Source organism: Rhizobium nepotum 39/7 (assembly GCF_000949865.1).
Taxonomy (GTDB): Bacteria; Pseudomonadota; Alphaproteobacteria; order Rhizobiales; family Rhizobiaceae; genus Agrobacterium; species Agrobacterium nepotum.
Map to the genome: position 1 here is coordinate 24,959 of NZ_JWJH01000014.1, position 24,677 is coordinate 49,635.

At 59.9% G+C, this 24,677-nt stretch carries 19 protein-coding genes; 11 read left to right on the forward strand and 8 right to left on the reverse strand.

Annotated elements, in window-relative coordinates; genetic code table 11:
* Nucleotides 1-64 precede the first annotated feature (64 nt).
* The gene (locus RS75_RS15575) at nt 65-3,856 is read left to right on the forward strand and encodes an ATP-binding protein (RefSeq protein ID WP_045021945.1); all 3,792 of its coding nucleotides are present in this window, start codon (nt 65-67) and stop codon (nt 3,854-3,856) included.
* A gap of 274 nt (nt 3,857-4,130) precedes the next feature.
* Nucleotides 4,131-5,795, forward strand: a complete 1,665-nt coding sequence (locus RS75_RS15580) for an ABC transporter permease (protein ID WP_045021946.1) — start codon at nt 4,131-4,133, stop codon at nt 5,793-5,795.
* Between the two features lie 312 nt (nt 5,796-6,107).
* Here RS75_RS15580 and RS75_RS15585 read toward each other — a convergent pair whose 3' ends face one another.
* The 5 genes from RS75_RS15585 to RS75_RS15605 form a co-directional block, all read right to left on the reverse strand.
* Complete coding sequence (locus RS75_RS15585; RefSeq protein ID WP_045021947.1) at nt 6,108-6,920, reverse strand: ABC transporter permease; 813 nt, start codon at nt 6,918-6,920, stop codon at nt 6,108-6,110.
* Between the two features lie 4 nt (nt 6,921-6,924).
* Nucleotides 6,925-7,833, reverse strand: a complete 909-nt coding sequence (locus RS75_RS15590; RefSeq protein WP_045021948.1) for an ABC transporter permease subunit — start codon at nt 7,831-7,833, stop codon at nt 6,925-6,927.
* An 11-nt stretch (nt 7,834-7,844) separates the two neighbouring features.
* A complete protein-coding gene (locus RS75_RS15595) occupies nt 7,845-9,002 on the reverse strand; it encodes an ABC transporter ATP-binding protein (RefSeq protein ID WP_045021949.1) in 1,158 nt (385 codons plus the stop codon).
* Between the two features lie 124 nt (nt 9,003-9,126).
* Nucleotides 9,127-10,224: a polyamine ABC transporter substrate-binding protein gene (locus RS75_RS15600; RefSeq protein WP_045021950.1), complete on the reverse strand. Its 1,098-nt coding sequence runs from the start codon at nt 10,222-10,224 to the stop codon at nt 9,127-9,129.
* A 152-nt stretch (nt 10,225-10,376) separates the two neighbouring features.
* Complete coding sequence (locus RS75_RS15605) at nt 10,377-11,792, reverse strand: helix-turn-helix domain-containing protein (protein ID WP_045021951.1); 1,416 nt, start codon at nt 11,790-11,792, stop codon at nt 10,377-10,379.
* Between the two features lie 253 nt (nt 11,793-12,045).
* Here RS75_RS15605 and aceA point away from each other — a divergent pair, with 253 nt between their 5' ends.
* Both aceA and RS75_RS15615 read left to right on the forward strand, forming a co-directional pair.
* Nucleotides 12,046-13,335 carry an isocitrate lyase gene (gene aceA / locus RS75_RS15610; protein WP_045021952.1) on the forward strand — a complete coding sequence of 430 codons (1,290 nt, stop codon included), beginning with the start codon at nt 12,046-12,048 and terminating at the stop codon, nt 13,333-13,335.
* Nucleotides 13,336-13,418: 83 nt separating this feature from the next.
* Nucleotides 13,419-13,676 carry an SMc00767 family acetate metabolism repressor gene (locus tag RS75_RS15615; RefSeq protein ID WP_003515151.1) on the forward strand — a complete coding sequence of 86 codons (258 nt, stop codon included), beginning with the start codon at nt 13,419-13,421 and terminating at the stop codon, nt 13,674-13,676.
* Nucleotides 13,677-13,757: 81 nt separating this feature from the next.
* On the opposite strand, the gene RS75_RS15620 is transcribed toward RS75_RS15615, so the two are convergent.
* The gene (locus RS75_RS15620; protein WP_045021953.1) at nt 13,758-14,081 is read right to left on the reverse strand and encodes a hypothetical protein; all 324 of its coding nucleotides are present in this window, start codon (nt 14,079-14,081) and stop codon (nt 13,758-13,760) included.
* A gap of 141 nt (nt 14,082-14,222) precedes the next feature.
* A complete protein-coding gene (locus RS75_RS15625; protein WP_045021954.1) occupies nt 14,223-15,095 on the reverse strand; it encodes a LysR family transcriptional regulator in 873 nt (290 codons plus the stop codon).
* 92 nt (nt 15,096-15,187) lie between these two features.
* On the opposite strand from RS75_RS15625, the gene RS75_RS15630 reads away from it, so the two are divergent.
* Nucleotides 15,188-15,508 (forward strand): hypothetical protein, encoded by a 321-nt coding sequence (locus tag RS75_RS15630; RefSeq protein ID WP_045022054.1) that lies wholly within the window; start codon nt 15,188-15,190, stop codon nt 15,506-15,508.
* A 348-nt stretch (nt 15,509-15,856) separates the two neighbouring features.
* Here the strand turns inward: RS75_RS15630 and RS75_RS15635 are convergent, their stop codons facing one another.
* A complete protein-coding gene (locus RS75_RS15635; protein WP_045021955.1) occupies nt 15,857-17,038 on the reverse strand; it encodes a BaiN/RdsA family NAD(P)/FAD-dependent oxidoreductase in 1,182 nt (393 codons plus the stop codon).
* Between the two features lie 129 nt (nt 17,039-17,167).
* Between RS75_RS15635 and RS75_RS15640 the strand changes: the two genes are divergently transcribed.
* From RS75_RS15640 to edd, 6 genes are all read left to right on the forward strand, one after another.
* The gene (locus RS75_RS15640; RefSeq protein WP_045021956.1) at nt 17,168-18,604 is read left to right on the forward strand and encodes a glutamine synthetase family protein; all 1,437 of its coding nucleotides are present in this window, start codon (nt 17,168-17,170) and stop codon (nt 18,602-18,604) included.
* A 12-nt stretch (nt 18,605-18,616) separates the two neighbouring features.
* On the forward strand, nt 18,617-19,903 hold the full coding sequence (locus RS75_RS15645; protein ID WP_045021957.1) for an NAD(P)/FAD-dependent oxidoreductase: 1,287 nt from the start codon (nt 18,617-18,619) through the stop codon (nt 19,901-19,903).
* The gene (locus RS75_RS15650) at nt 19,876-20,289 is read left to right on the forward strand and encodes a hypothetical protein (RefSeq protein ID WP_234704285.1); all 414 of its coding nucleotides are present in this window, start codon (nt 19,876-19,878) and stop codon (nt 20,287-20,289) included. Before RS75_RS15645 ends, RS75_RS15650 begins: the two co-directional genes overlap by 28 nt.
* A 129-nt stretch (nt 20,290-20,418) precedes the next feature.
* The gene (gene zwf / locus RS75_RS15655; RefSeq protein ID WP_045021959.1) at nt 20,419-21,894 is read left to right on the forward strand and encodes a glucose-6-phosphate dehydrogenase; all 1,476 of its coding nucleotides are present in this window, start codon (nt 20,419-20,421) and stop codon (nt 21,892-21,894) included.
* 10 nt (nt 21,895-21,904) lie between these two features.
* A complete protein-coding gene (gene pgl, locus RS75_RS15660) occupies nt 21,905-22,603 on the forward strand; it encodes a 6-phosphogluconolactonase (protein WP_045021960.1) in 699 nt (232 codons plus the stop codon).
* Between the two features lie 123 nt (nt 22,604-22,726).
* Entirely contained in the window at nt 22,727-24,547 is a 1,821-nt protein-coding gene (gene edd / locus RS75_RS15665; protein WP_045021961.1) for a phosphogluconate dehydratase, read from the forward strand.
* The last annotated feature ends 130 nt before the right edge of the window (nt 24,548-24,677 follow it).

Here is a 24,677-nt window from a genome sequence, read left to right on the forward strand (position 1 = left end):
GTTTCAGCTTCATGAGGAAGCAGAAAGCCTCGCAAGGTCCGGTAGTGCCAAAATAGGTTTCGACATGCCCGCCGTCCAATATCCCTTTATCGACATAGCAGTACATGAACGGGTGCGTGAAGGTTTCGGACGCGGCGAGGCGATGGCTTTGTTCTCGCTTGACCTTCGGAACGCGCTTTGGGCCAATGGACGAGGTGCGGCGCTGTTCGGCACGCCGATGGTCTATGATTTTCTGGAACAGGGCCCCAAACGGCAGGACGTGACCTTCCGACAGCTGGCAACGACGGCGACGCGGCTTTCCAGGACCGGCGACAGCCTGCCGTTTACCATTCGCGTCAATGCGGGTTTTCGCAGCCTTGCCGTTACCGCCAAAGCGGAAATCATCGAGGCCGAACCTGGCCAGCCCGCCATTCTGTTTTCCGCCCTTACCGATCAGACAGCGCCCGATACGGCAGAATGCGCCCGGCGCATGATCGAGGGGTTCGACGATCCCGACATCCATATCGCGGTTATCAATGGTGAAAACGAGATCATCGCCGCCTCGGCCAAGTTTGCGTCGCTCGGTATAACGCCGCATACGGCAAAGACGCTGGTGAGGATGGCCGCCGGGCAATCCGGCCATCTCGTCAAACGGCCCGTGCCGACCGGCAAGGGTTACATGCCCGCCGCCGCCGGCCAGATCACCACATCGCCAGAACTCAACCTGCTCTTCGTGGTCGAAACCGCGCTCGGGACACTCGATCCCGTTAACGGCTTTGCCGAAGACAAGCCGCAGGAAACCCCCGCCGCCCCCCAACCGGTTTTGCCGGTTGCCGAGACCGCGCCTGTTGCCGCAGCGGTTGCCTCGTTCGATTCCGTACTCGACGCCGTCGCCGGTATCGAGGATGTGGAGGACGTGCAGGAACTGCCTGTCGACTCCGAAGACGAAGTGGCGGTGGATCAGGATCAGGATCAGGATCAGGATCAGGATCAGGATCAGGAAACCATTCCGCCAATGTCGGCAGCAATAGAAGAAACGGATACCCCGGCGGATATCTCCCTGGAGGATGCCGATAGCGCTGCGAATGCAGCGATGACCGACGATATTGCCGATCTTTTCGAACTGGATGCGGATGAGCTGGAGGTTCCGGCAACCGGTCGGGCGACTGGCGAGGACCATCCCGAAAATGCCCTGGATGCAGAGAGTGCACCGGCAGAAGATGAAATTGCCGAAACGGTGACGGCGCAGGCCACGACACCGGAGCAAGAAGATCTGCCGGCGGAAACAGAACCGGCGGAAGGCGCACCATCTTTTGTCTTCAACGCAGGGGGACGCGCGTCCCGTTTCGTCTGGAAGATCGATGCGGAGGGGCGCTTCAGCTCGATCTCGCATGAATTCGCGGAGGCGGTGGGCGCGAAAGCGGCAGCTGTCGAGGGCATGCGCTTCGCCGATGTGGCAGCGCTTTTCAACCTCGACCCGGAAGGCAAGATTCGCGAACTTCTCGGCCGCCGCGACACATGGTCGGGCAAGACGATCTATTGGCCGGTGGAGGGCACCTCCCTCATGGTGCCAATCGATCTCGCCGCCCTGCCCACCTATACGCGCTCGCGCGAATTTGACGGTTTCCGTGGTTTCGGCATCGTCCGGCTGGCCGATGCCGCTGAGGATCCCCACGCCACCGGCCTTACCTTCCTGGATGGGGAAGAGGATGCTCAAACCGAAGCCTTGCCACAGCCGGCTGCCGAGGATGAAAGCCATGACTTGGTGGCGTTTCTCGAGGACGGTGATCACGCGGCCGGTGGCGACGAAAGCCCGGCGGCGGAAGCCCATGTGCCAGAAGATGCGCCGGCCGAAATTTTGGGCGAAGAACAGCACCACGATTTCAGCCCGCCGGAGTTCGAAGTGCCGGTATTGGCAGCCGCATCCGCGCCGGAACCAGAGGTCGAGCCACCCTATTCCGACAAGGTTGTTCATCTGGAAGAGCGTCGCGGGCGTTCCCGCGAGGGCCTGACCGCGGGCGAACAGGCTGCGTTCCGGGAAATTGGCCGGACGCTGGCACCCACGGATGCCGTTCCGGACGAAAACCGGAAGACGGAGGAAGAAGCCCGTTCCGCCGCGCGCGCCGAGCAGGGCATCTACGACGATATCGACGCCGGGACACAAGTGGACCCCGCTGCGGCAGAGGTCGTCGAAACGGCGGAGGACGACGATCTCTTCGCGGACTATGTTCGTGGCGAACGGTCTGCGGCCATTCACAAGCCTGCGGATGAAAACGCGCTCGAAGAAAAGAAAGACGCCGTAAGCGATGCACAGCCGGTGGCCGATATCGCCGCCGCGATGGTCAGCCCGCCGCTCCGCCCCGCCCATGCGCTGAGCGCCGAAACGCTGGACCAGATGCCTGTGGCGCTCCTGGTGCATGCTGGCGACAGGCTGATCCACGCCAATCCGGATTTCCTGCGGCTGACGGGCTACGGCTCTCTCGATGAATTGGAAGAGGTCGGCGGATTGGAAGCACTGCTGCAACGGCAGGAGCTGGAAGATATGCCTGATAACGAGGGCGGCATGGTGGTCGTCAGCGCGGAAAACGATATCATTCCGGTCAAGGCACGGCTGCAATCCATCCGCTGGGAAGAAACCACGGCGCTGATGCTGTCGCTGGTCCCGCTGGAAGAAAAGCAGGCGTCGGTAACGGCGGCCAATGAAAATGCGGCAGCGGCCGAAACGGCGAATGCGGAGGCAAGCAGTGTTTCCGTGCTGCAGGGCGAAGTCGAGGAACTGCATTCCATTCTGGAAACGGCAACGGATGGCGTGGTGCTTTTGGGAGACGACGGTGAAATCCGCTCGCTCAATCGCTCCGCCAGCGCGTTGTTCAATTATGACAACGGCGAAATCGCCGGCAAACCCTTCGTCACGCTGTTTGCGCATGAGAGCCAGCGCGCGGTGCTGGACTATCTTTCCGGCCTTGCCAATAACGGCGTCGCCAGCGTGCTGAACGATGGCCGAGAGGTGATCGGCCGCGAGGCGTCCGGCGGGTTTCTGCCGCTGTTCATGACCATCGGCCGGCTCAAATCCTCGCACGGCTATTGCGTGGTCATGCGCGACATTACCCAGTGGAAGCGTACGGAAGAAGAACTGCGCAACGCCAAGCGCTCGGCGGAAACCGCCAATGCCCACAAGACCGATTTCCTGGCGCGCGTCAGCCACGAAATCCGCACGCCGCTCAACGCCATCATCGGCTTTTCGGACATGATGGCGACCGAACGTTTCGGGCCGATCGGCCATCCGCGCTATGTGGAATATGCTAATGACATCGGCCGCTCGGGCCGGCATGTGCTCGACATCGTCAACGATCTCCTCGACATCTCCAAGATCGAAGCCGGGCAGATGGATGTGGATTTCATCGCCGTGCCGCTGAACGAGACGGTGGCCGAAGCGGTATCGCTGGTGCAACCACAGGCCAACAACCAGCGCGTCATCATCCGCACGGCGCTTTCGCAATCCGTGCCGCAGATCGTCGCCGATCTGCGTTCGATCAAGCAGATCGTGCTGAACATCCTGTCGAACGCCATCCGGTTCACGCCGTCGGGCGGCCAAATCGTGGTTTCAACGGCCTATGAGGCCAATGGCAGCGTAGCGCTGCGCATCCGCGACACCGGCATCGGCATGACGCGGGCGGAGCTGGAACAGGCCATGAAGCCGTTCCGGCAGGTGGCGTCGTCGGGCAAGCGCGTGCGGGGCGACGGCACCGGGCTCGGCCTTCCCTTGACCAAGGCGATGGTAGACGCCAACCGTGCGAACTTCTCCATCACCTCGACGCCGAATGAGGGAACGCTGGTGGAAATTACCTTTCCGTCGCAGCGGGTTCTTGCCAACTGAGGCCATGCAGGCGTAGCAATGCGGCAGAGGGGTAGACGGTTTTCTAGCACTATCGTCTCCTCCCTCATTCCTGTGCTTGTCACAGGAATCTAGCCAGTCCAAGTCCTTGGGCTGGAAGGACTCCTCTCGCCGCGCAGACGCGCGTCGGCTGGATTCCTGTGACAAGCACAGGAATGAGGGAAATATGCATGCGGTGTCACAGTAAATCTTCGCGTTTTATATTGTGCAGTGACGTGCGTGGCGCCCTCCGTATCTCGCAAGACAGCAGGCTCGCATGCCCATGACGGCTTCCCTTCCAGCGACAAAACGCGTTTCAGTGTTGCCCATAGCGGCGGTAGTCGTCGCAGCCATCGCCGCCATGCCCGTTCTGGCGATCTTCTGGCTGGCGCTGACCGGCAGTACGGAGGGATGGCAGCATCTCCTTGCCAATGTTCTGCCGCGTGCCGGGTTTCGCACCTTCCTGCTGCTGGGGATGACGGCCGCGACGACTGCATTCTTCGGCATCGCCTGCGCCTGGCTCGTCACAACATTCGAATTTCCGTTGCGACGGGTATTGTCCGCAGCACTTGTCCTGCCGCTCGCCATTCCCTCCTATCTGGCAGCCTATGCTTTCGGCGAGTTTCTCGATTTCACCGGCCCGGTACAGAGCGCCATTCGCGCCGCCTTCGGCTATCACAGCATCCGTGACTACTGGTTTCCCGACATACGCTCGCTCGGCGGCGCGGTGATCGTTCTGAGTTCGGTGCTTTATCCATATGTCTATCTGTCCGCCCGCGCCGCCTTTTCCATGCAGGGGCGGTTTGCGGCCGAAGCGGCCCGCACGCTTGGCGCAAAACCGCTGAACGTGTTCTTTTCCGTGCAATTGCCGATGGCGCGGCCGGCAATAGCCATCGGCCTTTCGCTGGTCCTGATGGAGACGCTGAACGATATCGGCGCCGTCGAATATCTCGGTGTCCAGACGCTGACCTTCACCATTTACGAGACCTGGCTCAATCGCGGCAACCTCGCCAATGCGACACAGATCGCCGCCGTCATCCTGCTCATCGTCGGCGCGCTGATCTTCATCGAACGCAACGCCCGCGAAAAACAGCGGTTTGCCGCGCCAAAAGCCACAAGTATGGCGCAGCGCCATCGGCTGAAGAGCCTCGATAGTTGGCGGCGCTGGTCCGCGAGCCTGTTCTGCCTTGTTCCGGTCGTCAGCGGTTTCTTCATTCCCGTCATCGTTCTTGGCGGTTACGCCGCAAAGAGGCTGGATGCGCTGTTTGCACCGAAGCTGCTGAAAGCGCTCGGGCACAGCCTCGAAGTCTCACTTTCCGCCGCTTTCGTCACGCTGTTTGCGGCTTTCGTGTTTTCCTATGCCATTCGCACCGAACGCTCGCGCACATCCAAGGTGGCCGCCCGCCTCGGCTCCATGGGATATGGCGTGCCGGGAACGGTGCTTGCGATCGGCGTACTCATTCCGCTGGCCGGTCTCGACAATCGTGTCGATGGGCTGATCCGGTCGCATTTCGGGCTTTCAAGCGGGTTGCTGCTTTCCGGCACCGCCTTCGCCATCATCTACGCCCATTCGGTACGTTTCATGACCATGGCGGAAGGCACGCTCGATGCCGGCTTTCAGAAGCTTTCGCCGCATATCGACATGGCTTCACGAACGCTCGGGCGCAACCGGTTGCAGACACTGTTCAAGGTGCTGTTGCCGAATATGCGGCCAGCGGCGCTGACCGCCTTTCTTCTGGTGCTGATCGAATCCATGAAGGAACTGCCCGCAACCATCCTGCTCAGACCCTTCGGCTTCAACACGCTCGCAACGCTGGTCTATGAGGATGCATCCCGCTCGAGGGTGCAGGACGCCGCCGTGCCTGCCATTATCATCATCATTGCCGGGCTTATCCCCGTGCTTCTCGTGTCGAAATCGATGGATCATCCCGAAAACCGCTGAACGGCAACCGGCGTGACGGCAAAAAGAAAGGCGGCCTTGCGACCGCCTGTATTAGTTGTGCTTTTTTAACGAGAGAAAGGGGGACAACCTCGCCATATGGAAATTATCAATCCCGGCTATCAAAAACTTGACAGCCCTGCGTTGGGATTTACTTTCCGCCAACTCCTATTAACAAGCGGTTAAAACCAAAATCGATCAATTACCGACGATAATTCCTATTTTGAGACCGTAAAGGGCCAAAACTAAATTATAGGTTTCTAAATTTATTACGACTTCAACAGTAACGCGTAGAAACCGGAGAGACATATCCGATCAGTTTCGCGCCGCTGCGTGTTCGTCCTTCATCCGCTGGAGTTCGGTACGTTTGGAGGCGATGGAAGCAGCAATCACGCCGATGGTGACAAGTCCGATGAGGATGGTGCAGATCGCGTTGATTTCCGGCGTCACGCCGAGGCGAACCTGCGAATAGATCTTGATCGGCAGCGTGGTTGCACCGGGACCGGTGGCGAAACTTGCGATCACGAGATCGTCGAGCGACAGCGTGAACGCCAGCATCCAGCCGGCGATGACGGCCGGGAAGATCAGCGGCAGAGTAATGCGGAAGAAGGTTTTGACCGGCGGGCAACCGAGATCGAGCGCCGCCTCCTCCAGACTACGATCAAAGGTCAGGAGGCGCGACTGCACGACGATCGCCACGTAACACATGGTGAAGGTGGTGTGGGCGATGACCACCGTCCAGAAACCGCGATCCACCCCGACGGCCACGAACAGAAGCAGCAGCGACAGGCCGGTAATGACCTCCGGCATGACCAGAGGCGCATAGATCATGCCGGAAAACAGCATCCGCCCTGGAAACCGTGCGAACCGCGTCAGCGACAACGCCGCCAGCGTTCCGAGGATGGTGCCGATGGTGGCGCTCAAAATGCCGACGCGAAGCGTTACCCAGGCCGCATCCATCAGCCCCTGGTTCGACCACATGGACTTGTACCATTGCAGCGAAAAACCGCCCCAGACGGTGACCAGCTTGGAGGCGTTGAAGGAATAGACGATCAGGATGATGATCGGGATATAGAGAAAGGCAAAACCGAGGGTCAGGACGGTGATGTCGAATTTTCCGCGCTTCATGGCCTCACCCCACCTTCTTTTGCTGGTTCTGGAAAATGGCGATGGGCACCACCAGCAACAGCAGCAGCAGCACGGCGACGGCGGACGCCAATGGCCAGTCACGGTTGCCGAAGAATTCCGTCCAGAGCGTCTTGCCGATCATCAGCGTCTGCGCGCCGCCGAGCAGATCGGGGATGACGAACTCACCTGTTATCGGGATGAAGCAGATCATCGAGCCGGCGACGACGCCCGGCAGCGACAACGGGAATGTGATCTTCCAGAAGGCTTTCCAGGGCGGGCAACCGAGATCGGCGGCCGCCTCCAGCAGCGTATTGTCGAGTTTTTCCAGCGCCGCATAGAGCGGCAGCACCATGAAGGGCAGATAGGAATAAACGATGCCGATGAAGATCGCCGTCTCGGTGCGGAAGATATTGACCTGCTGGTCCGGCCCGAGAAAACCGAGCCATTGGAACAGCACCGTCAACAGGCCTTCGGGTTTAAGAATACCGATCCAGGCATAAACGCGGATCAGGAACGAGGTCCAGAACGGCAGGATCACCAGCATCACCAGCGTCGGGCGGATGGATGACGGCGCGCGCGCCATGGCCAGCGCCATGGGATAACCGATCAGCAAAAGCAGGCAGGTGGAGATGAAGGCGATGCGCAGCGACGACAGATAGGCGTCGATGTAGAGCGGGTCTTCCGTCAGGAACAGGTAGTTCTCGAAATCGAGTTGCGAGAAGAAGGCCCCGAGTTTTGAAAATCCTTCGAAGACCGGTGTATAGGGCGGCATGGATATCGCCGTATCCGAAAGCGATATCTTGAAAATGATCAAAAACGGCGCAACGAAAAACAGCAGCAGCCAGAAATAGGGAACTGCAACGACCAGCCATCGCCAGGGGCTTTGCCGGTTTTCGGGAGTGGTGATCGCCATGAAAGCCTCCCTCAGCGCGTTAGCACAAGACCGGAATCCGGTTTCCAGTTAAGCCACACCATATCACCGAATGTGATCGGGCGATCCACGAGACGCGAGACATTCGCCTGCGCCGCGCGGATGACACGGCCATCGGCAAGCTTGACGATGAACACCGAAAAATCGCCGAGATAGCCGATATCCCAGACCTCGCCATAGGCGGAATTGATGGCGCTATCGGCGGGTTGATCGACCGAGATGCGGACCTTTTCCGGGCGAATGGCAAAGGCCACCCGACTACCGGTCGCGGCGGTGCATTCCTGTTCCACTGAAACCGCCAGTCCGTCGCAATCCAGCGTCACCAGCCCCGGCTTGCTGACGTCGGAAGCATTGGCGACGACGTTCGCGTCGAAGATATTGATGTCGCCGATGAAATCCGCCACGTAACGGCTGTTCGGCGCCTCGTAAATCTCGGCCGGCGTCGCCACCTGCACAACCATGCCCTTGTCCATGACCGCGATCCGGTCCGACACCGTCATCGCCTCTTCCTGGTCATGGGTGACGATCAGGAAGGTCAAGCCGAGATTGGTCTGGATGTCCATCAGCTCGAACTGGGTTTCCTCGCGCAGCTTCTTGTCCAGCGCGCCGAGCGGCTCGTCCAGGAGAAGCACCTTCGGCCGCTTGGCGAGCGAACGGGCGAGCGCCACGCGCTGCCGCTGGCCGCCCGAAAGCTGGCTCGGCTTGCGCCTGGCAAATTCGCTGAGTTTCACGAGACGCAGCATTTCCTCCACGCGGGAGGCAATTTCCGCCTTGGGCAGACCATCCTGCTCCAGACCGAAGGCGATGTTCTTTTCCACCGACATATGCGGGAATAACGCATAGGACTGGAACATCATGTTGGTCGGACGCCTGTAGGGCGGCACGCCGGAAATATCCTTGCCCTGAAGGAGAATGCGCCCATCGGTCGGTTCCTCGAAACCGGCCAGCATGCGCATCAGCGTGGTCTTGCCGCAGCCGGAAGGGCCGAGCAGCGAAAAGAACTCGCGCTCGTAAATATCGAGCGTCAGATTGTCGACGGCGACGAAATCGCCAAAACGCTTGGTGACGTTTTCAAAACGGATGAAGGGAACCGCATCGGGATTATCCCAAGGGCTAAATTTGCGTTTGACCGGCCCCAGAGTTTTCGCCATCCACCCTACCCTCAAATCCGTTTGATTTTGGAAGGCGGGCAGCGCCGGCAGGGTGCATGACCTGCCGGCAAAGGGATGAGAGAAACAGGCCCGCCGGCCGTTTCTCAACCAGCGTGCGGAGCTATCAGCTGCCGGTTTTTATCTGCGTCCAGACGCGGTTCAAGACACGCTGTTCCTTCGGTCCGTAAGGCGAGATGGTGAAGAGCTTCTTCATCGTCTCGGCATCGGGATAGACCGCAGGGTTCTTGGCGACGGACTCGTCCATCAGGGCCTGCGAGGCGAGGTTGCCGTTCGCATACTGAACGTAGTTGGACGCCTTGGCGATGATCTCCGGCCGCATCAGATAGTTGATGAAGGTGTGGGCTTCCTCGACATTCTTGGCATCCGCCGGGATGGCAAGGTTGTCGAACCACATATAGGTGCCTTCCTTCGGGATGATATAATTCACCTCGACGCCGTTCTTGGCTTCCTCGGCGCGGCTTTTCGCCTGCAGGATGTCGCCCGACCAGCCGATGGTGATGCAGCTGTCGCCATTCGCCAGCTCATCAATATAGGCGGAGGAGTTGAAGGTCTTCACATAGGGGCGGATCTTCGAATAGACCGCACCGCCCGCTTCCAGATCGGCCGTTTCCTTGCTGTCGGGATTCTTGCCGAGGTAATTCATGGCGATAGCGAAGGTTTCGTCCGAAGCATCGAGAATATTGATGCCGCAGGATTTCAGCTTTTCGGCATTTTCCGGCTTGAAGAGAATATCCCAGCTGTCGACCGGAACATCGCCGAGAGCGGCCTTCACCTTGGCGACATTATAGCCGATGCCGGTCGTGCCCCACATGTAGTTCACGGCATATTCGTTGCCGGGATCGTATTTTGCCAGACGCTCGGAAACTTCCGGCCACAAGTTCTTGAGGTTGGGCAGCTTGGACTTGTCGAGCTTCTGGAACACGCCGGCATTGATCTGGCGGGCGAGGAAGGGGCCGGTCGGCACCACCACGTCATAACCGGAGCTGCCGGCCAGAAGCTTCGTTTCCACGAGTTCGTTGCTGTCGAACACGTCGTAGACGACCTTGATGCCGGTTTCCTTGGTGAAATCGGTAAGGATCGATTCGTCGATATAATCCGACCAGTTATAGACGTGAACGACCTTTTCCTGGGCCATTGCCGAGCCTGCTGCAACGAGCGCGGAGGTAAGGGCCAAAGTCAGGCGGAGCGAACGTTTTTTCATGATGTCTCCTGTTTACGCAACCTCACGACGGAAGCGTGATCCCCTTTTTTTTGAGAGACTAGAAAGGAAAACAAAAGGGAGCAAGCGGGAAATGTGCAGCACAGCATTTTCAACCGAATGTGTTCCGCCTTTCGAAAAGCGCTGCGAAACACCTACTGGAAGTCGAAAACACTAAGACCGGTTACCATTTCGTCCAGACCGAGCGGCCGCGTCAGCGGCGCTTCCGCCCGTGACAGACAGCCCTGCCTTTCGCACAACCGGCACGAGGGACCGACGGCAACGGTCGGCACACCTGAGCCGGCAGCGCCGTAAACCGTTTCCCCGGCCTGGGCCAGATCGCAGCCCAACAGCACGGCCGTTCGCCGCACCCTTTCGCCAAAACCCGCCAGCGGACCTTCGAGCGTGCGCGAAACCGTCAGGAAGGCGTCGCCATCCGGCATCTCCACCGCCTCCACCAGCACCTGCCCCGGCTGGGCAAAGGCGGCGTGGACATTAAGACGCGGACAGAGACCGCCGAAACGCGCCCTCGGAAAACCGCCGGCACCCGCCATGCGAAACCGGTTGCCGGCATTGTCGATTTCCATCAGGAAAAACGGGATTGCCGCAGCCGTCGGCCGTTGCAGGCTGACGAGGCGGTTGGCGGCCTGTTCGAACGAGACGTTGAAACGCGAGCGCAGGACGCCGAGATCGTATTTCGCGCGTTGGGCGGCGCTCAGAAACGCACCATAGGGCATCATCAAAGCATGGGCGGCATAACGCGCCAGCTCGAAGCGGGCAATGCGCCTCGCCTCCTCGCCCGTCAGGCCAAGCCCTTCAAGCTCCGCGCCGATCTCGTCGCGGAGCGCCAGAAGACAGGTTTCCATCGCCATTTCCCTGAGCTGGTCCGGCTGCGACAGACGCTCGGATAAAAACAGCCGCATGGAGTGCCGGTCGTAACGCCGCCGCAGATTGGGCATGGCATGCACCGGCAGGGTTCTGACCACGATGCCGTGATTTTTCTGCATCCATGCGCGAAGGCCAGAGGCGAGATCGTCGCCCGCCGACAATTGTTTGTGGAGTTCTTCCGCCGCCGCATCGATGGAATGAAAATAGGCCGGGCGGGTTTCGAAGACGTGCCGCACCTCGTCGATCGGCAGGCGGGTCGAGGAAAGCGCCGTCTCATGCCCCTCCCGCGCCAGAAGATCCGACAGGTCGGAAAGGCGCTGGGCCTGCTCCCTGTAAGCCCTGTAAAGCTTGACGACGCCGCTTGCCGCATTGGGCGCAGCATCGGCAACCTCGATCAGCTCCTGCGGCGACGGCACCTCCCCCGCCAGCAGCGGATCGGCGAAGACCTCGCGCAACTGCCCGGCGGAACCGGCGCTTTCTCCCTGCAAGTCGTCCAGATCGACCCTGTAGACGGAGGCAAGCTTCAGCAGCAGCTGCACGGTCAGGGGCCGCTGGTTGCGCTCGATGAGATTGAGATAGGATGGCGAGATCGCCAGCGCCTCGGCCATCGCCGTCTGCGTCAGCGCGAGACCGTTGCGAATGCGGCGCACGCGCGGACCAGCAAAAATCTTGTTTTCCGACACCGCCTCACCTCTGTGTCCTCGACACATACAAGCCTGTTACAAATTCACCGGGCGGAAGACTTTTACAAAATTTACAATTTTACAACTCCACCCTGTCACGCACCCTACAGGATAACTTCTTTCAAGTCACTGTTTTTATGTTTGTTCTGGCGTTCAAACTCTCGAAAATGTAAATGTAGTCACATCGAACGGCGCTTCACGAAGTTGAAGGCAGCACGTTTCCGAAACCACATTTGTCATGGGAGAGAGAAGTATGACGGATTTTTACAAACTAGTTCCGGGTGCACCGCAGGGACGCTTCGACGGCATCGAGCGCACCTACACCGCCGCCGACGTGGAGCGGCTGCGCGGCTCTGTCGAAATCCGCCATTCGCTGGCCGAGATGGGTGCGAACCGGCTGTGGACGCTCATCAACGAGGAGAGTTTCGTCAATGCGCTCGGCGCGCTTTCCGGCAATCAGGCCATGCAGATGGTGCGCGCCGGGCTGAAGGCGATCTATCTTTCCGGCTGGCAGGTTGCAGCCGATGCCAATACGGCCTCGGCCATGTATCCGGACCAGTCGCTTTATCCGGCCAATGCGGCGCCGGAGCTTGCCAAGCGCATCAATCGCACGCTGCAACGCGCAGACCAGATCGAGACGGCGGAAGGCAAGGGTCTTTCGGTCGACACCTGGTTTGCGCCGATCGTTGCCGATGCGGAGGCCGGTTTCGGCGGGCCGCTCAATGCCTTCGAGATCATGAAGGCCTTCATCGAGGCGGGCGCAGCCGGTGTTCACTATGAAGACCAGCTGGCATCTGAAAAGAAGTGCGGCCATCTCGGCGGCAAGGTTCTGATCCCGACGGCGGCGCATATTCGCAACCTGACGGCGGCGCGTCTTGCAGCCGATGTCATGGGTGTGCCGACGCTGGTCATCGCCCGCACCGATGCGGAGGCAGCCAAGCTTCTGACCTCTGATATCGACGAGCGCGACCAGCCCTTCGTGGATTACGATGCCGGCCGCACCGTGGAGGGTTTCTATCAAGTGAAGAACGGTCTTGAACCCTGCATCGCCCGCGCAGTGGCCTATGCACCCTATTGCGACCTGATCTGGTGCGAGACCTCCAAGCCGGATCTCGAACAGGCGCGAAGATTTGCCGAGGGCGTGCACAAGGCGCATCCGGGCAAGAAGCTCGCTTACAATTGCTCGCCGTCGTTCAACTGGAAAAAGCACCTCGACGACGCGACGATTGCCAAGTTCCAGCGGGAACTGGGGGCGATGGGCTACAAGTTCCAGTTCATCACGCTGGCCGGGTTCCACCAGTTGAATTACGGCATGTTCGAACTGGCGCGCGGCTACAAGGACCGGCAGATGGCGGCCTATTCAGAGCTTCAGGAAGCGGAATTCGCGGCCGAGATCAATGGCTACACCGCCACCAAGCACCAGCGCGAAGTCGGCACCGGCTATTTCGACGCCGTGTCCCTGGCAATCTCGGGCGGTACGTCCTCGACCACCGCCATGAAAGAATCCACCGAGCACGACCAGTTTCGCCCGGCGGCGGAATAAACCGAAAAAACGCCCTTCCCGACGCCGGGAAGGGCTTGCAAATCCAGTCAAAAACCCCGGACAATAACGAGAGGAGAAATGCCATGAATGCTCACAACCCCATCAAGACCCACGTCAAGGAACGCGCCGAGGAGCAGTCCTCCGCCATGACGCAGGATCAGCAGGTCGCCATCCGCATGCTGGCCAACGATCTGCACCGCCTTAACCAGGCCGTCATGAAAGCCGTCGAAGCCGGTGTTTCCGTTGAGCTGGTCCGCTCGGCCCGCCACCACGGCGGCGGCGGCAACTGGGGCGATCTTCTGATCCCGGTTATCGTCGCGCAGGGAAGCGCTGCCGCCTGAAACGAAAAGGCCGGAACATCATAAACGATGTTCCGGCCCTTAACATTTAAGCCCAGCTAAAAGTGCCCGACGTGCTCCGGCTCAGAAATTCGCCGATACGGAAACACCGATACTGACATTCACTCCCATCGCCTCGACATTGCTCTGCAATTCGGGTGCATAGGGAGCAAAGCAGGCAATTTGCGTTAGAGGGATCGGGTTCAGAATGGCGGGAGATTCCCAGGCCAGATGCATCGCCACGCCCCCGATGAGCTTTTCCCAACCTGCGATCTTGGCGTCTGCGGCCGCCGGCGCAATTGCCGCTACAGATTGTGAAAGAGCGTCGGCCACGACCGCCGCAAGGCCCTTGCTGACTGCTGCGTAAAAAACTTTTGCCGCTTCTTCCGGCGTTCCTGCTGCGGACATCGCATTTACATATGACGGTGAAATTATCATAATGACCTCAACCTAAAGGGATTTATTTTACACCAGACAACCTGTCAGTTTATTGAGTGACTGCAACCAAAAATTATCAAAACTAAAAGTACAACCTAAATAGAGTCTCACTCAAGCTGGGCGGCTCTTGCGCCCGGCATATAAATCAGAATGTCCCTTGATCAACCTGGTCATCCGGTCCGCCACCGTCCGTATATCGCGGCGGTGGCGATCGTCATTGTTCATGACGATCCACTGGTTGTGACGAAGCGTCTCGATCTCGCCGCCCTCGCGTATCAACCGCGCGTCCGCATCGCCCACGAAACAGGGAAGCACCGCAACCCCTGCCCCGGCGAGCGTGAGATCGAGCAGCGCGGTCGGCCTGTTGACGGTCACCACGATATCGTCGCGCCGGTTTTCATGCGGCCAGCGCAGATAGGCGGAAATGGCGTTTTCTCCCGCCACCGCCAACCAGCGGTCGGCAACGGAAGCGGCGGCGTTGCGCAGCCTGTAGGGCGCATAAGCCACCTCTCCCGTCTTGATGGCGGCGAGGTTGCGCTCCTGCGGCTCGAAGGCGCGAATGCCGATGTCGTTTTCACGATGCGCCAAAGACGCCCGCTGTTCGGCGATGAAAAGATCGATGCGGAAATCATCACGATCCGTGCAGATGGCGGAAAAATTCACGGCCAGCAGCCAGGCATTCCAGGTGCCGACCGCAATGCGCACAACTGAAGACGCGGATGACGCCTTCTGCCATCCTTCGATGTCCTTCGCTGCGTTTTCCATACCCTGAAGGCGGTCGAACAGGGCGCGGCCATCCGCCGTCAGCGCGTATCCGGTCTGGCTGCGCAGAAACAGCGCCTTGCCGATGCGCTCTTCCAGTTCGACCATGCGCCGCCCGATCGTCGCCGGGCTCAAACCCGTCAGCGCCGCAGCACCCGTCAAGCCGCCACTGCGGGATACATCGAGGAAAAGCTGGTAGGAATCCCAGGTGACGTTTTTCATCAGTGAAAAATGTAGCGCATTTTCTTGCGCAGATAAAACAAAAAACGGCGTGCATCATGATCTTCTGCAACAAGGAGAGTGACATGAGCGACATGCCCGCGTTTTATGCAGCACAGGTTATCATTGAAAATCTAAAGCCGCGCACGCGGCGGGAGGCCATCCGGCAGGAAGAGAAATTCTATGCCGATATGGCCGACGCATCTCGGCCGTGGCGGTTCTTTACCGCGATTGTCGGAATGGCAAGGAAGAGGAGCCCGGCCTCAGTAAAAAAGAGCGATCAGGGCAGCCAAAGCACCGGCTGCGATTGCGGTGAGGCGAAAGATAAACTGCCTGCTCTCGCTTTCGGCGCGGGCGATGGCAATGGCGCGAGGGCGGCGATGTGCGGATCTGTTCATGCGCGGGCTCCTGACTAAAAACTCAACCGACCCATGCCCTGTAAAGAGCCTCCAGCATGACATCATGTGCAGCCGGACCATAATGCTATTCCGGCTTTGCTGGCATTCGGTCAGGATGACTCCGCGCCTATTAACACAATATTAAAAAGGACAAAAATGGACTGTAAACTCAGTCAACGAAAGCGAGTTTGGCGAAGGTGTAACATCCGCACTCCGTCACCCCGGACGTGATCCGGGGTCCAGCCGACGCACGTCCGTGCGGCGTGAAGAGTCTTTTCAGCCCAAGGACTTGGGCTGACTGGATACCGGCTCAAGGCCGGCATGACGGAGGAGAGAATCACGAATATTTCAACAATAGAGCCCGTCTCAGGCGAAATCGCCTGCCGCCTGGCCGGAGGCCCAGGCCCACTGGAAATTATAACCGCCGAGCCAGCCGGTCACATCCACACATTCGCCGATGAAATAAAGGCTGGCCAGTGATTTCGCCGCCATGCTGCGGGAATCAAGGCCGGTCGTGTCCACGCCGCCGAGCGTGACTTCCGCCGTGCGATAACCCTCGGAGCCAGCGGGCTTGATCTGCCAGTCCTGCACCTCATTCGCCAACTTCGCCAGGATCTTGTCGGACATATCGGCGAGATTGCCGGTCAGGCCGGATTTTTCGACCACGTGCTGGGCGAGCCGCTTCGGCAGGATTTCCGAGAGCGCGGTCTGCGGCGACTGGCGACCGTTCATCTGTTTCGCTTCTTTGAGCAAAGCGAGGATATCGCGCGCCGGCTCCAGTTTCAGGCGGATCGTATCGCCCTCCCTCCAATAGGAGGAGATTTGCAGGATGGACGGGCCGCTCAAACCGCGATGGGTGAACAAAAGCGCCTCGTTGAAAGCCGTCTTGCCGTGGGAAATTTCAGCCGGGACCGCGACACCGGCAAGCGGGCTCAGCTTTTCCAGCGCGGCAGGATCGAGCGTCAACGGCACGAGGCCTGGGCGCGTCTCGAGAAGCGACAGGCCGAATTGCTCGGCGATCTGGTAGGCGAAACCGGTCGCGCCCATTTTCGGGATCGACTTGCCGCCCGTTGCGACGACGAGGCTTTCTCCCTCGATAACGCCACCGGAGGTCGTCACGCGAAAACGCCCGCCATCATGGGCGACATCAGAGACGGCAGTTTCGAGCCTCAATTTCACCTTCGCGGCCTGCATTTCGCCAAGCAGCATACGGATGATGTCCTTGGCGCTGTCGTCGCAAAAGAGCTGCCCGAGCGTCTTTTCATGCCAGGCGATGCGGTGTTTCTCGACCAGAGCGATGAAATCTCGCGGCGTGTAACGGGCGAGTGCGGATTTGGCGAAATGCGGGTTGGCGGAGAGGTAATTCTTCGGCCCGGCATGGATGTTGGTGAAATTGCAGCGGCCGCCGCCGGAGATGCGGATTTTCTCGCCCGGCGCCTTGGCATGGTCGAGGATGATAACGGAGCGACCGCGCTGGCCGGCGCGGATGGCGCACATCATGCCGGCGGCCCCCGCCCCCAAAATCAGCACGTCACATTTCTCTGCCATGGTTGTTTTCCGTTTGCTTCTCCCTTTCCTCTTTTCGAAGTGCCGCCCATTGTCAATGGCGCTTTCCCCCTCGCCAATTGCCAAACTCCGGTTATGATGGCGCCAGTCGAAACACAGACCCGGTGATACATGCCCTCGAAGAAAACCATGCTCCGCCCGAAAAAACAGGCAACCATGGCAAAAAAACCTCCTCTCGACCTCTCCTCCACCCGTGGCGTTTCCTCCTGGCGCGAAGCTTCGCAATGGTTGAGGGCGCGCGGTATCGAGGATATCGAGTGCATAACACCCGATCTTGCCGGAGTTGCGCGTGGCAAGATGATGCCGACGGCGAAATTCACGGGCGATACCTCGCTCGCCCTGCCCTCCGCGCTCTACCGCCACACGATCTCAGGCGAATATCCCGATGAGACCGCAAACTTCCGCTACGAGCCGCGCGACAGCGACCTGAAGCTGGTGCCGGACCTTTCCACGCTCTCCGTCGTGCCGTGGGAAAGCGACCCGACCGCGCAGGTAATCTGCGACGTGGTGGATGTCGAAGGCAATTTCGTGCCTTACACGCCACGCAACGTGTTGAGGAACGTTCTTTCGCTCTATAGCGAAAAGGGCTGGAAGCCGGTCGTGGCGCCGGAAATCGAATTCTACCTCGTCGCCATGAATGACGACCCGGATTATCCGCTGCATCCGCCGAAGGGCAGGTCGGGCCGCTCCATTGTCGGCGGGCAGAGCTATTCCATCGCCGGCATCAACGAATTCGACGAGTTGATCGACGACATCTATCATTTCTCCGAAAAACAGGGCCTCGAGATCGACACGCTGATCCACGAGGAAGGCCCGGCCCAGCTTGAAATCAACCTGCGTCACGGCGATCCGATCGAGCTTGCCGACCAAGTGTTCCTGTTCAAGCGCACCATCCGCGAGGCTGCCCTGAAGCATGGCATCTACGCCACCTTCATGGCCAAGCCCATGCAGGGCCAACCCGGTTCGGCCATGCATATCCACCAGTCGGTGGTGGAAATCGACGGCGGTCGCAATATTTTCACGAACAAGGACGGCGGCCCTTCCAAGGAGTTCTTCTCCTTCGTGGGCGGCATGCAGCGTTACGTTCCAAATGCGCTGGTGATGCTTGCGCCCTACGTGAACTCCTATCGCCGCCTGACGCCCGACATGGCCTGCCCGGTCAACAATGCCTGGGGTTACGACAACCGCACCACAGCCTTCCGGGTGCCGATTTCAAGCCCGCAGGCGCGGCGCGTCGAAAACCGCCTGCCGAGTTCGGATGCCAATCCCTATCTCGCGCTTGCCGCTTCGCTTGCCTGCGGCTGGCTGGGCATCGTCAACAATATCGAACCGACCGAGCCGACCGCCGAGACGGCAAACGAAGGCTCCATCGACCTGCCGCGCGGCCTTCTGGAAGCCGTGGCGCTGCTTGAGGGCGAAGAACAGTTCGAGCGGGTGTTCGGCCATGAATTCGTTGGCCTTTATGCGGGCCTGAAACGCGGGGAATTCGAGACCTTCATGCAGGTCATCAGCCCCTGGGAGCGGGAATTCCTGCTTCTCAACGTGTGAGGTGTTCGCAGCATGACATGGCAAAGCCCGATTGCGCCGGGAATTTCCTGGTATCAGGCAACCGTTGGCGAGCGGCCGGAATATCCGGCGCTTGACGGGTCAAAACAGGTGGACGTCGCGATTATCGGCGGCGGTTACACCGGCCTTCAGGCTGCCTGCAATCTCGCAGCCAACGGCGTTTCCGTCGCCCTCATCGAGGCGCATCGTTTCGGTGACGGCGCGTCAGGCCGCAACGGCGGACAGTTCGGCACCGGCCAGCGCTCGTTTCCCGACGAGATGGAAGAGCAGATCGGCTTCGAGCAATCGAAGGTACTGTTCGACATTGCCGAGGATGCCAAACATTACGTCCTCGACTTCGCCCGCGACCACGGCATAGACATGGAGTATCTGCCGGGGCAGCTCTATGTGGCGCACAAGGCGGCTTACGAAGACGACTACCGCAAAAGCGTCGATGCGATGAACAATCGCTACGGCTATCCGCATATTTCCTACATGGAGCGGGCGGAGGCGCGCAAACGTGTCGGCTCCACCCATTATTTCGGCGGTACCCACGACACCGGCACCGGCCATATCCATCCGCTGAAGCTGCTGGTCGGCCTTGCCAAAGCGACAAAAGCCGCAGGCGCGGATATTCACGAAATGACGCCCGCCAGATCCATCCACCAGTCCGGCGGCAAGACGATCATCGAAACGCCCAGCGGTACGCTGACGGCGACGCGGGTGCTTATCGCGACCAATGCCTATATCGGCAATCTGGAGCCGGTGACGGCCGCCCATATCATGCCGATCCGCTCCTTCATCGGCGCGACCGCGCCGCTCGACGCTTATCCCGACATCATTCCTGGCAGGCAAGCCGTCGCCGATTCCCGTTTCGTGGTGCGCTACTTCCGCAAGACGACCGACAACCGGCTGCTGTTTGGCGGGCGCGAAGCCTACACCGCCGATACGCCACGCGATATTTCCAGCCATATCCGCCGTCAGATCGCGGAAATCTATCCTGAGCTTGAAAATGTCGATGTCACCCATTCATGGGGCGGCTCCGTCGGCATCACCCTGCCGCGACAGGTCTTCGTGCGGGAAGTGATGCCCGGCGTCACCTCCATCGGTGGCTATTCCGGCCATGGGGTGATGCTCTCGAACTATTGCGGCAAGCTCTATGCCGATCTCGTTCTCGGCAAAAAGGACATGCTGGCACCCTTCGCCCGGCTGAAGGTGCCATCCTTTCCGGGTGGGGCTTCGCTGCGGACGCCGCTGCTGTTCCTGGCGTTGTCATGGTATGCGTTGCGGGACAGGTTTTAGGAAAGCTGCCTACTTCTGGAGATCAGATGCAAAGACCCAGCGACAGGCCTATAACGATTGTGACCGGTTACGGGATGGCGGAAACCGCAGTGACATGTTCGTTTCTGCGTGCCTACGGCATCCACATCACGGTCCCTGCAGCGCATATTGTTTCCGTAAACTGGCATTTGGCTGTCGCTTTCGGAGGCATGGAAATCCGCGTGCCTGAATGGCAAAGGCATGATGCGAAACTGCTTCTGGACAGTGTCGATGCGTCATGCAACGCCGAAGAACCGACACCGCGATCATGGATGGTGAAAATTGCAGCGATTATCGTTTTCTTCTTTTTTTCCGTTCCGCCGCCGGCAAGGGGCCTGTTCAAAAAACCTGCCTTCCAGCCGGCATAACAAATGACGATATCGGCACCGGTTTCATCCCCCGAAAGCCAAAAATCATAATTTCACATAACTGAGACTGGCATTTTTAAATCGATTAGATTATGGATGCCCCAACCCTTGAAGATCGAGAGAATCGATATGAGCAGTCAGATTATTCCTGTTGAAGCTTTTGATTGTGTCGTTTTCGGCGGCACCGGCGATCTGGCGGAGCGCAAGCTTCTGCCGGCCCTTTATCACCGTCAGGTCGAAGGCCAGTTCACGGAGCCTACCCGCATCATCGGCGCGTCGCGTTCGGTCATGACCCACGAGGAATATCGCAAATTCGCGCAGGACGCGCTGAAGGAGCATCTGAAGGCGGGCGAATATGACGATGCGCAGGTCGCGCTGTTTCTCAACCGGATTTTCTATGTGCCCGTCGACGCCAAGTCAGGCAATGGATGGGACCTGCTGAAAAAACTGCTCGATGAGGGCAAGGAACGCATACGCGCATTCTATCTGGCTGTCGCGCCGGGCATTTTCGGCGATATTGCCGACAAGATCCGCGAACACAAGCTGATCACCCGCTCGACCCGCATCGTCGTGGAAAAGCCGATCGGTCGCGACCTTGCTTCCGCTCAGATTCTCAACGACACGATCGGCCATGTCTTCAAGGAAGAACAGATCTTCCGTATCGACCACTATCTCGGCAAGGAGACGGTGCAGAACCTGATGGCGCTGCGTTTCGCCAACGCTCTTTACGAGCCGCTGTGGAATTCGGCCCATATCGACCATGTGCAGATCACGGTCGCAGAAGCGGTCGGGCTCGAGGGCCGCGCGGGGTATTACGACAAGGCCGGCGCGCTGCGCGACATGGTGCAGAACCATATCCTGCAATTGCTCTGCCTCGTTGCCATGGAGCCGCCCGCATCCATGAATGCGGAAGCCGTGCGTGACGAGAAGCTGAAGGTTCTGCGCTCGCTGAAGCGGATCGATACGAGCAATGTCGAGAAGCTCACCGTTCGCGGCCAGTACCGCGCCGGCGCTTCCGCAGGCGGACCGGTCAAGGGTTATCTGGAGGAGCTTGAGGGCGGCGTTTCCAACACGGAGACCTTCGTCGCCATCAAGGCCGAGATCGCCAACTGGCGCTGGGCCGGCGTTCCCTTCTACATCCGCACCGGCAAACGTCTTGCGACCCGCGTTTCCGAGATCGTCGTTACTTTCAAGCAGATCCCGCATTCGATCTTCGATGATGCGGCTGGCAAGATCGAGGCCAACAAGCTGGTCATTCGCCTGCAGCCGGACGAAGGCGTCAAGCAATCGCTCCTCATCAAGGACCCCGGCCCGGGCGGCATGCGCCTGCGTCAGGTCTCGCTGGATATGAGCTTTGCCGAAGCCTTCAACGTGCGCAGCCCCGATGCCTATGAGCGGCTTTTGATGGATACTATCCGCTCCAACCAGACGCTGTTCATGCGCCGCGACGAAGTGGAAGCGGCATGGGACTGGGTCGACCCCATTCTCAAGAGCTGGGAAGATCTGGCGCAGGGCGTGCAGGGCTACACGGCCGGGACCTGGGGTCCGAGCGGCTCGATCGCGCTGATCGAGCGCGATGGCCGCACCTGGCATGACGCGGATTGAGGGCGCGGAGATGAGCGAAACAATGCATGTCTTCGACACCGCCGCCGAACTGGCGAACGCTCTGGCAGCCGATATCGCCCAGCGCCTGGACGCGGCAACGAAAGAATACGGGACGGCAAGCATTGCCGTTTCCGGCGGTTCCACACCCAAGCTGTTCTTTCAGGCGCTTTCCCGCCACGATCTCGACTGGAGCAACATCAGCGTGACGCTGGTGGACGAGCGTTTCGTGCCGCCGGAAAGCGAACGCTCGAACCATCGTCTGGTCGGCGAGAACCTTTTGCAGGACAAGGCGAAGGCGGCCTATTTCGTGCCGCTGTTCCAGCCGGCGGCCTCGCCTGAAGATGCGGCGACGCTTGCGACCGTCAAGACCGAGGCGATCTGCGACCCGTTCGATGTCGTTGTGCTCGGCATGGGAACAGATGGCCACACGGCATCGTTCTTTCCCGGGGGCGACAATCTCTACGAGGCGCTCGACCTCGACGAGCCGCGCGGCGTTTTGACCATGGCAGCGGAAAATGCGGGAGAAGAGCGACTGACGTTCAACTTCTCCAGCCTTCACGACGCTGGTTTTCTGGTGCTGCATATCGAAGGCGCCACCAAAAAAGCGACGCTCGAAAAAGCGCAGTCAGGCGAGGATGAGGACGAAATGCCGATCCGCGCCGTGCTGAACCGGGCGGAAACCGCCGTGGATATTTACTGGGCGCCATAAGCCGACGCGGTTGCCGCGCAAGCGGCCCGCGACAGCGCCCGACGACAAGAAGACGAAAACACGATAACCGGTCCTTCATCTCCCGGAACGCCGGTTCTCGACCAACGAACAGGATGAACGCTCATGTCCGCCGATTCCCGCATTCAGGCCATTACCGCCCGCATCGTCGAACGTTCCAAGCCCTACCGCGAGACCTATCTCGAACGGCTGCGGCTGCAGGTTTCGAAAGGCGTTCATCGCTCCACTCTTTCCTGCGGCAATCTCGCGCATGGATTTGCGGTCTGTTCCCCCGCCGACAAGGACCTCCTTGCCGGCGACCGGGTTGGCAATCTCGGCATCATCACCGCCTATAACGACATGCTGTCGGCGCACCAGCCCTACGAGACCTTTCCGGCGATCATCCGCGAGGCTGCCGCGCAAGCGGGCGGCGTGGCGCAGGTGGCGGGTGCCGTGCCAGCCATGTGCGACGGCGTGACCCAGGGCCAGCCGGGCATGGAGCTTTCGCTGTTTTCCCGCGATGCCATCGCCATGGCCGCCGGCATCGGCCTATCGCACAACATGTTCGACGCGGCCGTCTATCTCGGCATCTGCGACAAGATCGTGCCCGGCCTCGTCATTGCAGCACTTTCCTTCGGCCACCTGCCCTCCGTCTTCATTCCCGCCGGCCCGATGACGACAGGCCTGCCGAACGACGAAAAATCCCGCATCCGCCAGCTTTATGCCGAAGGCAAGGTCGGCCGCGCCGAACTGCTGGAGGCCGAGTCCAAATCCTATCATGGTCCCGGCACCTGCACCTTCTACGGTACGGCCAATTCCAACCAGATGCTGATGGAGATCATGGGTTTCCATATGCCCGGCTCCTCCTTCATCAATCCCGGCACGCCGCTGCGCGAAGCACTGACGCGCGAAGCCGCCAAGCGGGCGCTCGCCATCACCGCACAGGGCAATGAATTTACCCCAGCGGGCGAGATGATTGACGAAAGATCAATCGTCAACGGTGTCGTCGGCCTGCATGCCACGGGCGGCTCCACCAACCACACCATGCATCTCATCGCCATGGCGCGCGCTGCCGGCATCATCCTCACCTGGCAGGATATTTCCGACCTTTCGGATATCGTGCCGCTGCTCGCCCGCGTCTACCCCAACGGGCTTGCGGATGTGAACCACTTCCACGCCGCCGGCGGCATGGGCTTCCTCATCAAGCAGCTTTTGAAGCAGGGCTTCGTGCATGACGATGTGCGCACCGTCTTCGGACACGGTCTTGAAGCCTACACCGTGGATGCCAAGCTCGACGAAAAGGGTGCGGTCGTCCGTCAGCCCTCTCCCGAGCAGAGCCACGACCCCAAGGTTCTCTCCAGCGTCGAAACGCCGTTCCAGCCAACCGGCGGCCTGAAAATGCTGACGGGCAATCTCGGCAAATCGGTCATCAAGATTTCCGCCGTCAAACCCGAACGCCACATCATCGAGGCGCCCGCGATCGTCTTTAACGACCAGCAGGAGCTTCAGGACGCGTTCAAGGACGGCAAGCTCAACCGCGATTTCATCGCCGTCGTCCGCTTCCAGGGCCCGAAGGCCAACGGCATGCCGGAACTGCACCGCCTGACCCCGCCGCTCGGCGTGTTGCAGGACCGTGGGTTCAAAGTCGCGCTGGTGACGGACGGGCGCATGTCCGGCGCTTCCGGCAAGGTGCCGGCCGCAATCCATGTGACCCCGGAAGCTTCCGAATGCGGCCCGATCTCGCTCATCCGTGACGGCGATATCATTCGTCTCGACGCCGTTTCCGGCTCGCTGGAAGTGCTGGTTTCTGCTGCAGAACTGGCAAAACGCGAACCGGCGCGCGCCGATCTTTCCGGCAACGAATGGGGCATGGGCCGCGAACTTTTCGCCCCCTTCCGCCGCAATGTCGGCCCGGCCGACCAGGGCGCCAGCGTTCTGTTCCATTGATCGCCCGGAGGCGAAAGCCCGATCCGGCCTTCGCCTCCGGTCCTTTGTTCTGCCCGGCAAAAGCCGGCGCTGAAACCGCTTTATTTCCCGTCTCTTAAACGTCAAACTTGTCATGCGGCTGTGACGATCG

Bases quoted from the DNA above. Each gene is read 5' to 3' on its own strand.
- RS75_RS15600 (WP_045021950.1), bottom strand. From the start codon at position 10,224: ATGAAAAAACGTTCGCTCCGCCTGACTTTGGCCCTTACCTCCGCGCTC.
- pgl (WP_045021960.1), top strand. From the start codon at position 21,905: ATGAGCGAAACAATGCATGTCTTCGACACCGCCGCCGAACTGGCGAAC.
- RS75_RS15575 (WP_045021945.1), top strand. From the start codon at position 65: ATGCCCGCCGTCCAATATCCCTTTATCGACATAGCAGTACATGAACGG.
- RS75_RS15630 (WP_045022054.1), top strand. From the start codon at position 15,188: ATGCCCGCGTTTTATGCAGCACAGGTTATCATTGAAAATCTAAAGCCG.
- edd (WP_045021961.1), top strand. From the start codon at position 22,727: ATGTCCGCCGATTCCCGCATTCAGGCCATTACCGCCCGCATCGTCGAA.
- RS75_RS15590 (WP_045021948.1), bottom strand. From the start codon at position 7,833: ATGGCGATCACCACTCCCGAAAACCGGCAAAGCCCCTGGCGATGGCTG.
- zwf (WP_045021959.1), top strand. From the start codon at position 20,419: ATGAGCAGTCAGATTATTCCTGTTGAAGCTTTTGATTGTGTCGTTTTC.
- RS75_RS15595 (WP_045021949.1), bottom strand. From the start codon at position 9,002: ATGGCGAAAACTCTGGGGCCGGTCAAACGCAAATTTAGCCCTTGGGAT.
- RS75_RS15635 (WP_045021955.1), bottom strand. From the start codon at position 17,038: ATGGCAGAGAAATGTGACGTGCTGATTTTGGGGGCGGGGGCCGCCGGC.
- RS75_RS15620 (WP_045021953.1), bottom strand. From the start codon at position 14,081: ATGTCCGCAGCAGGAACGCCGGAAGAAGCGGCAAAAGTTTTTTACGCA.
- RS75_RS15640 (WP_045021956.1), top strand. From the start codon at position 17,168: ATGCCCTCGAAGAAAACCATGCTCCGCCCGAAAAAACAGGCAACCATG.
- RS75_RS15585 (WP_045021947.1), bottom strand. From the start codon at position 6,920: ATGAAGCGCGGAAAATTCGACATCACCGTCCTGACCCTCGGTTTTGCC.
- RS75_RS15645 (WP_045021957.1), top strand. From the start codon at position 18,617: ATGACATGGCAAAGCCCGATTGCGCCGGGAATTTCCTGGTATCAGGCA.
- RS75_RS15650 (WP_234704285.1), top strand. From the start codon at position 19,876: ATGGTATGCGTTGCGGGACAGGTTTTAGGAAAGCTGCCTACTTCTGGA.
- RS75_RS15625 (WP_045021954.1), bottom strand. From the start codon at position 15,095: ATGAAAAACGTCACCTGGGATTCCTACCAGCTTTTCCTCGATGTATCC.
- aceA (WP_045021952.1), top strand. From the start codon at position 12,046: ATGACGGATTTTTACAAACTAGTTCCGGGTGCACCGCAGGGACGCTTC.
- RS75_RS15580 (WP_045021946.1), top strand. From the start codon at position 4,131: ATGCCCATGACGGCTTCCCTTCCAGCGACAAAACGCGTTTCAGTGTTG.
- RS75_RS15615 (WP_003515151.1), top strand. From the start codon at position 13,419: ATGAATGCTCACAACCCCATCAAGACCCACGTCAAGGAACGCGCCGAG.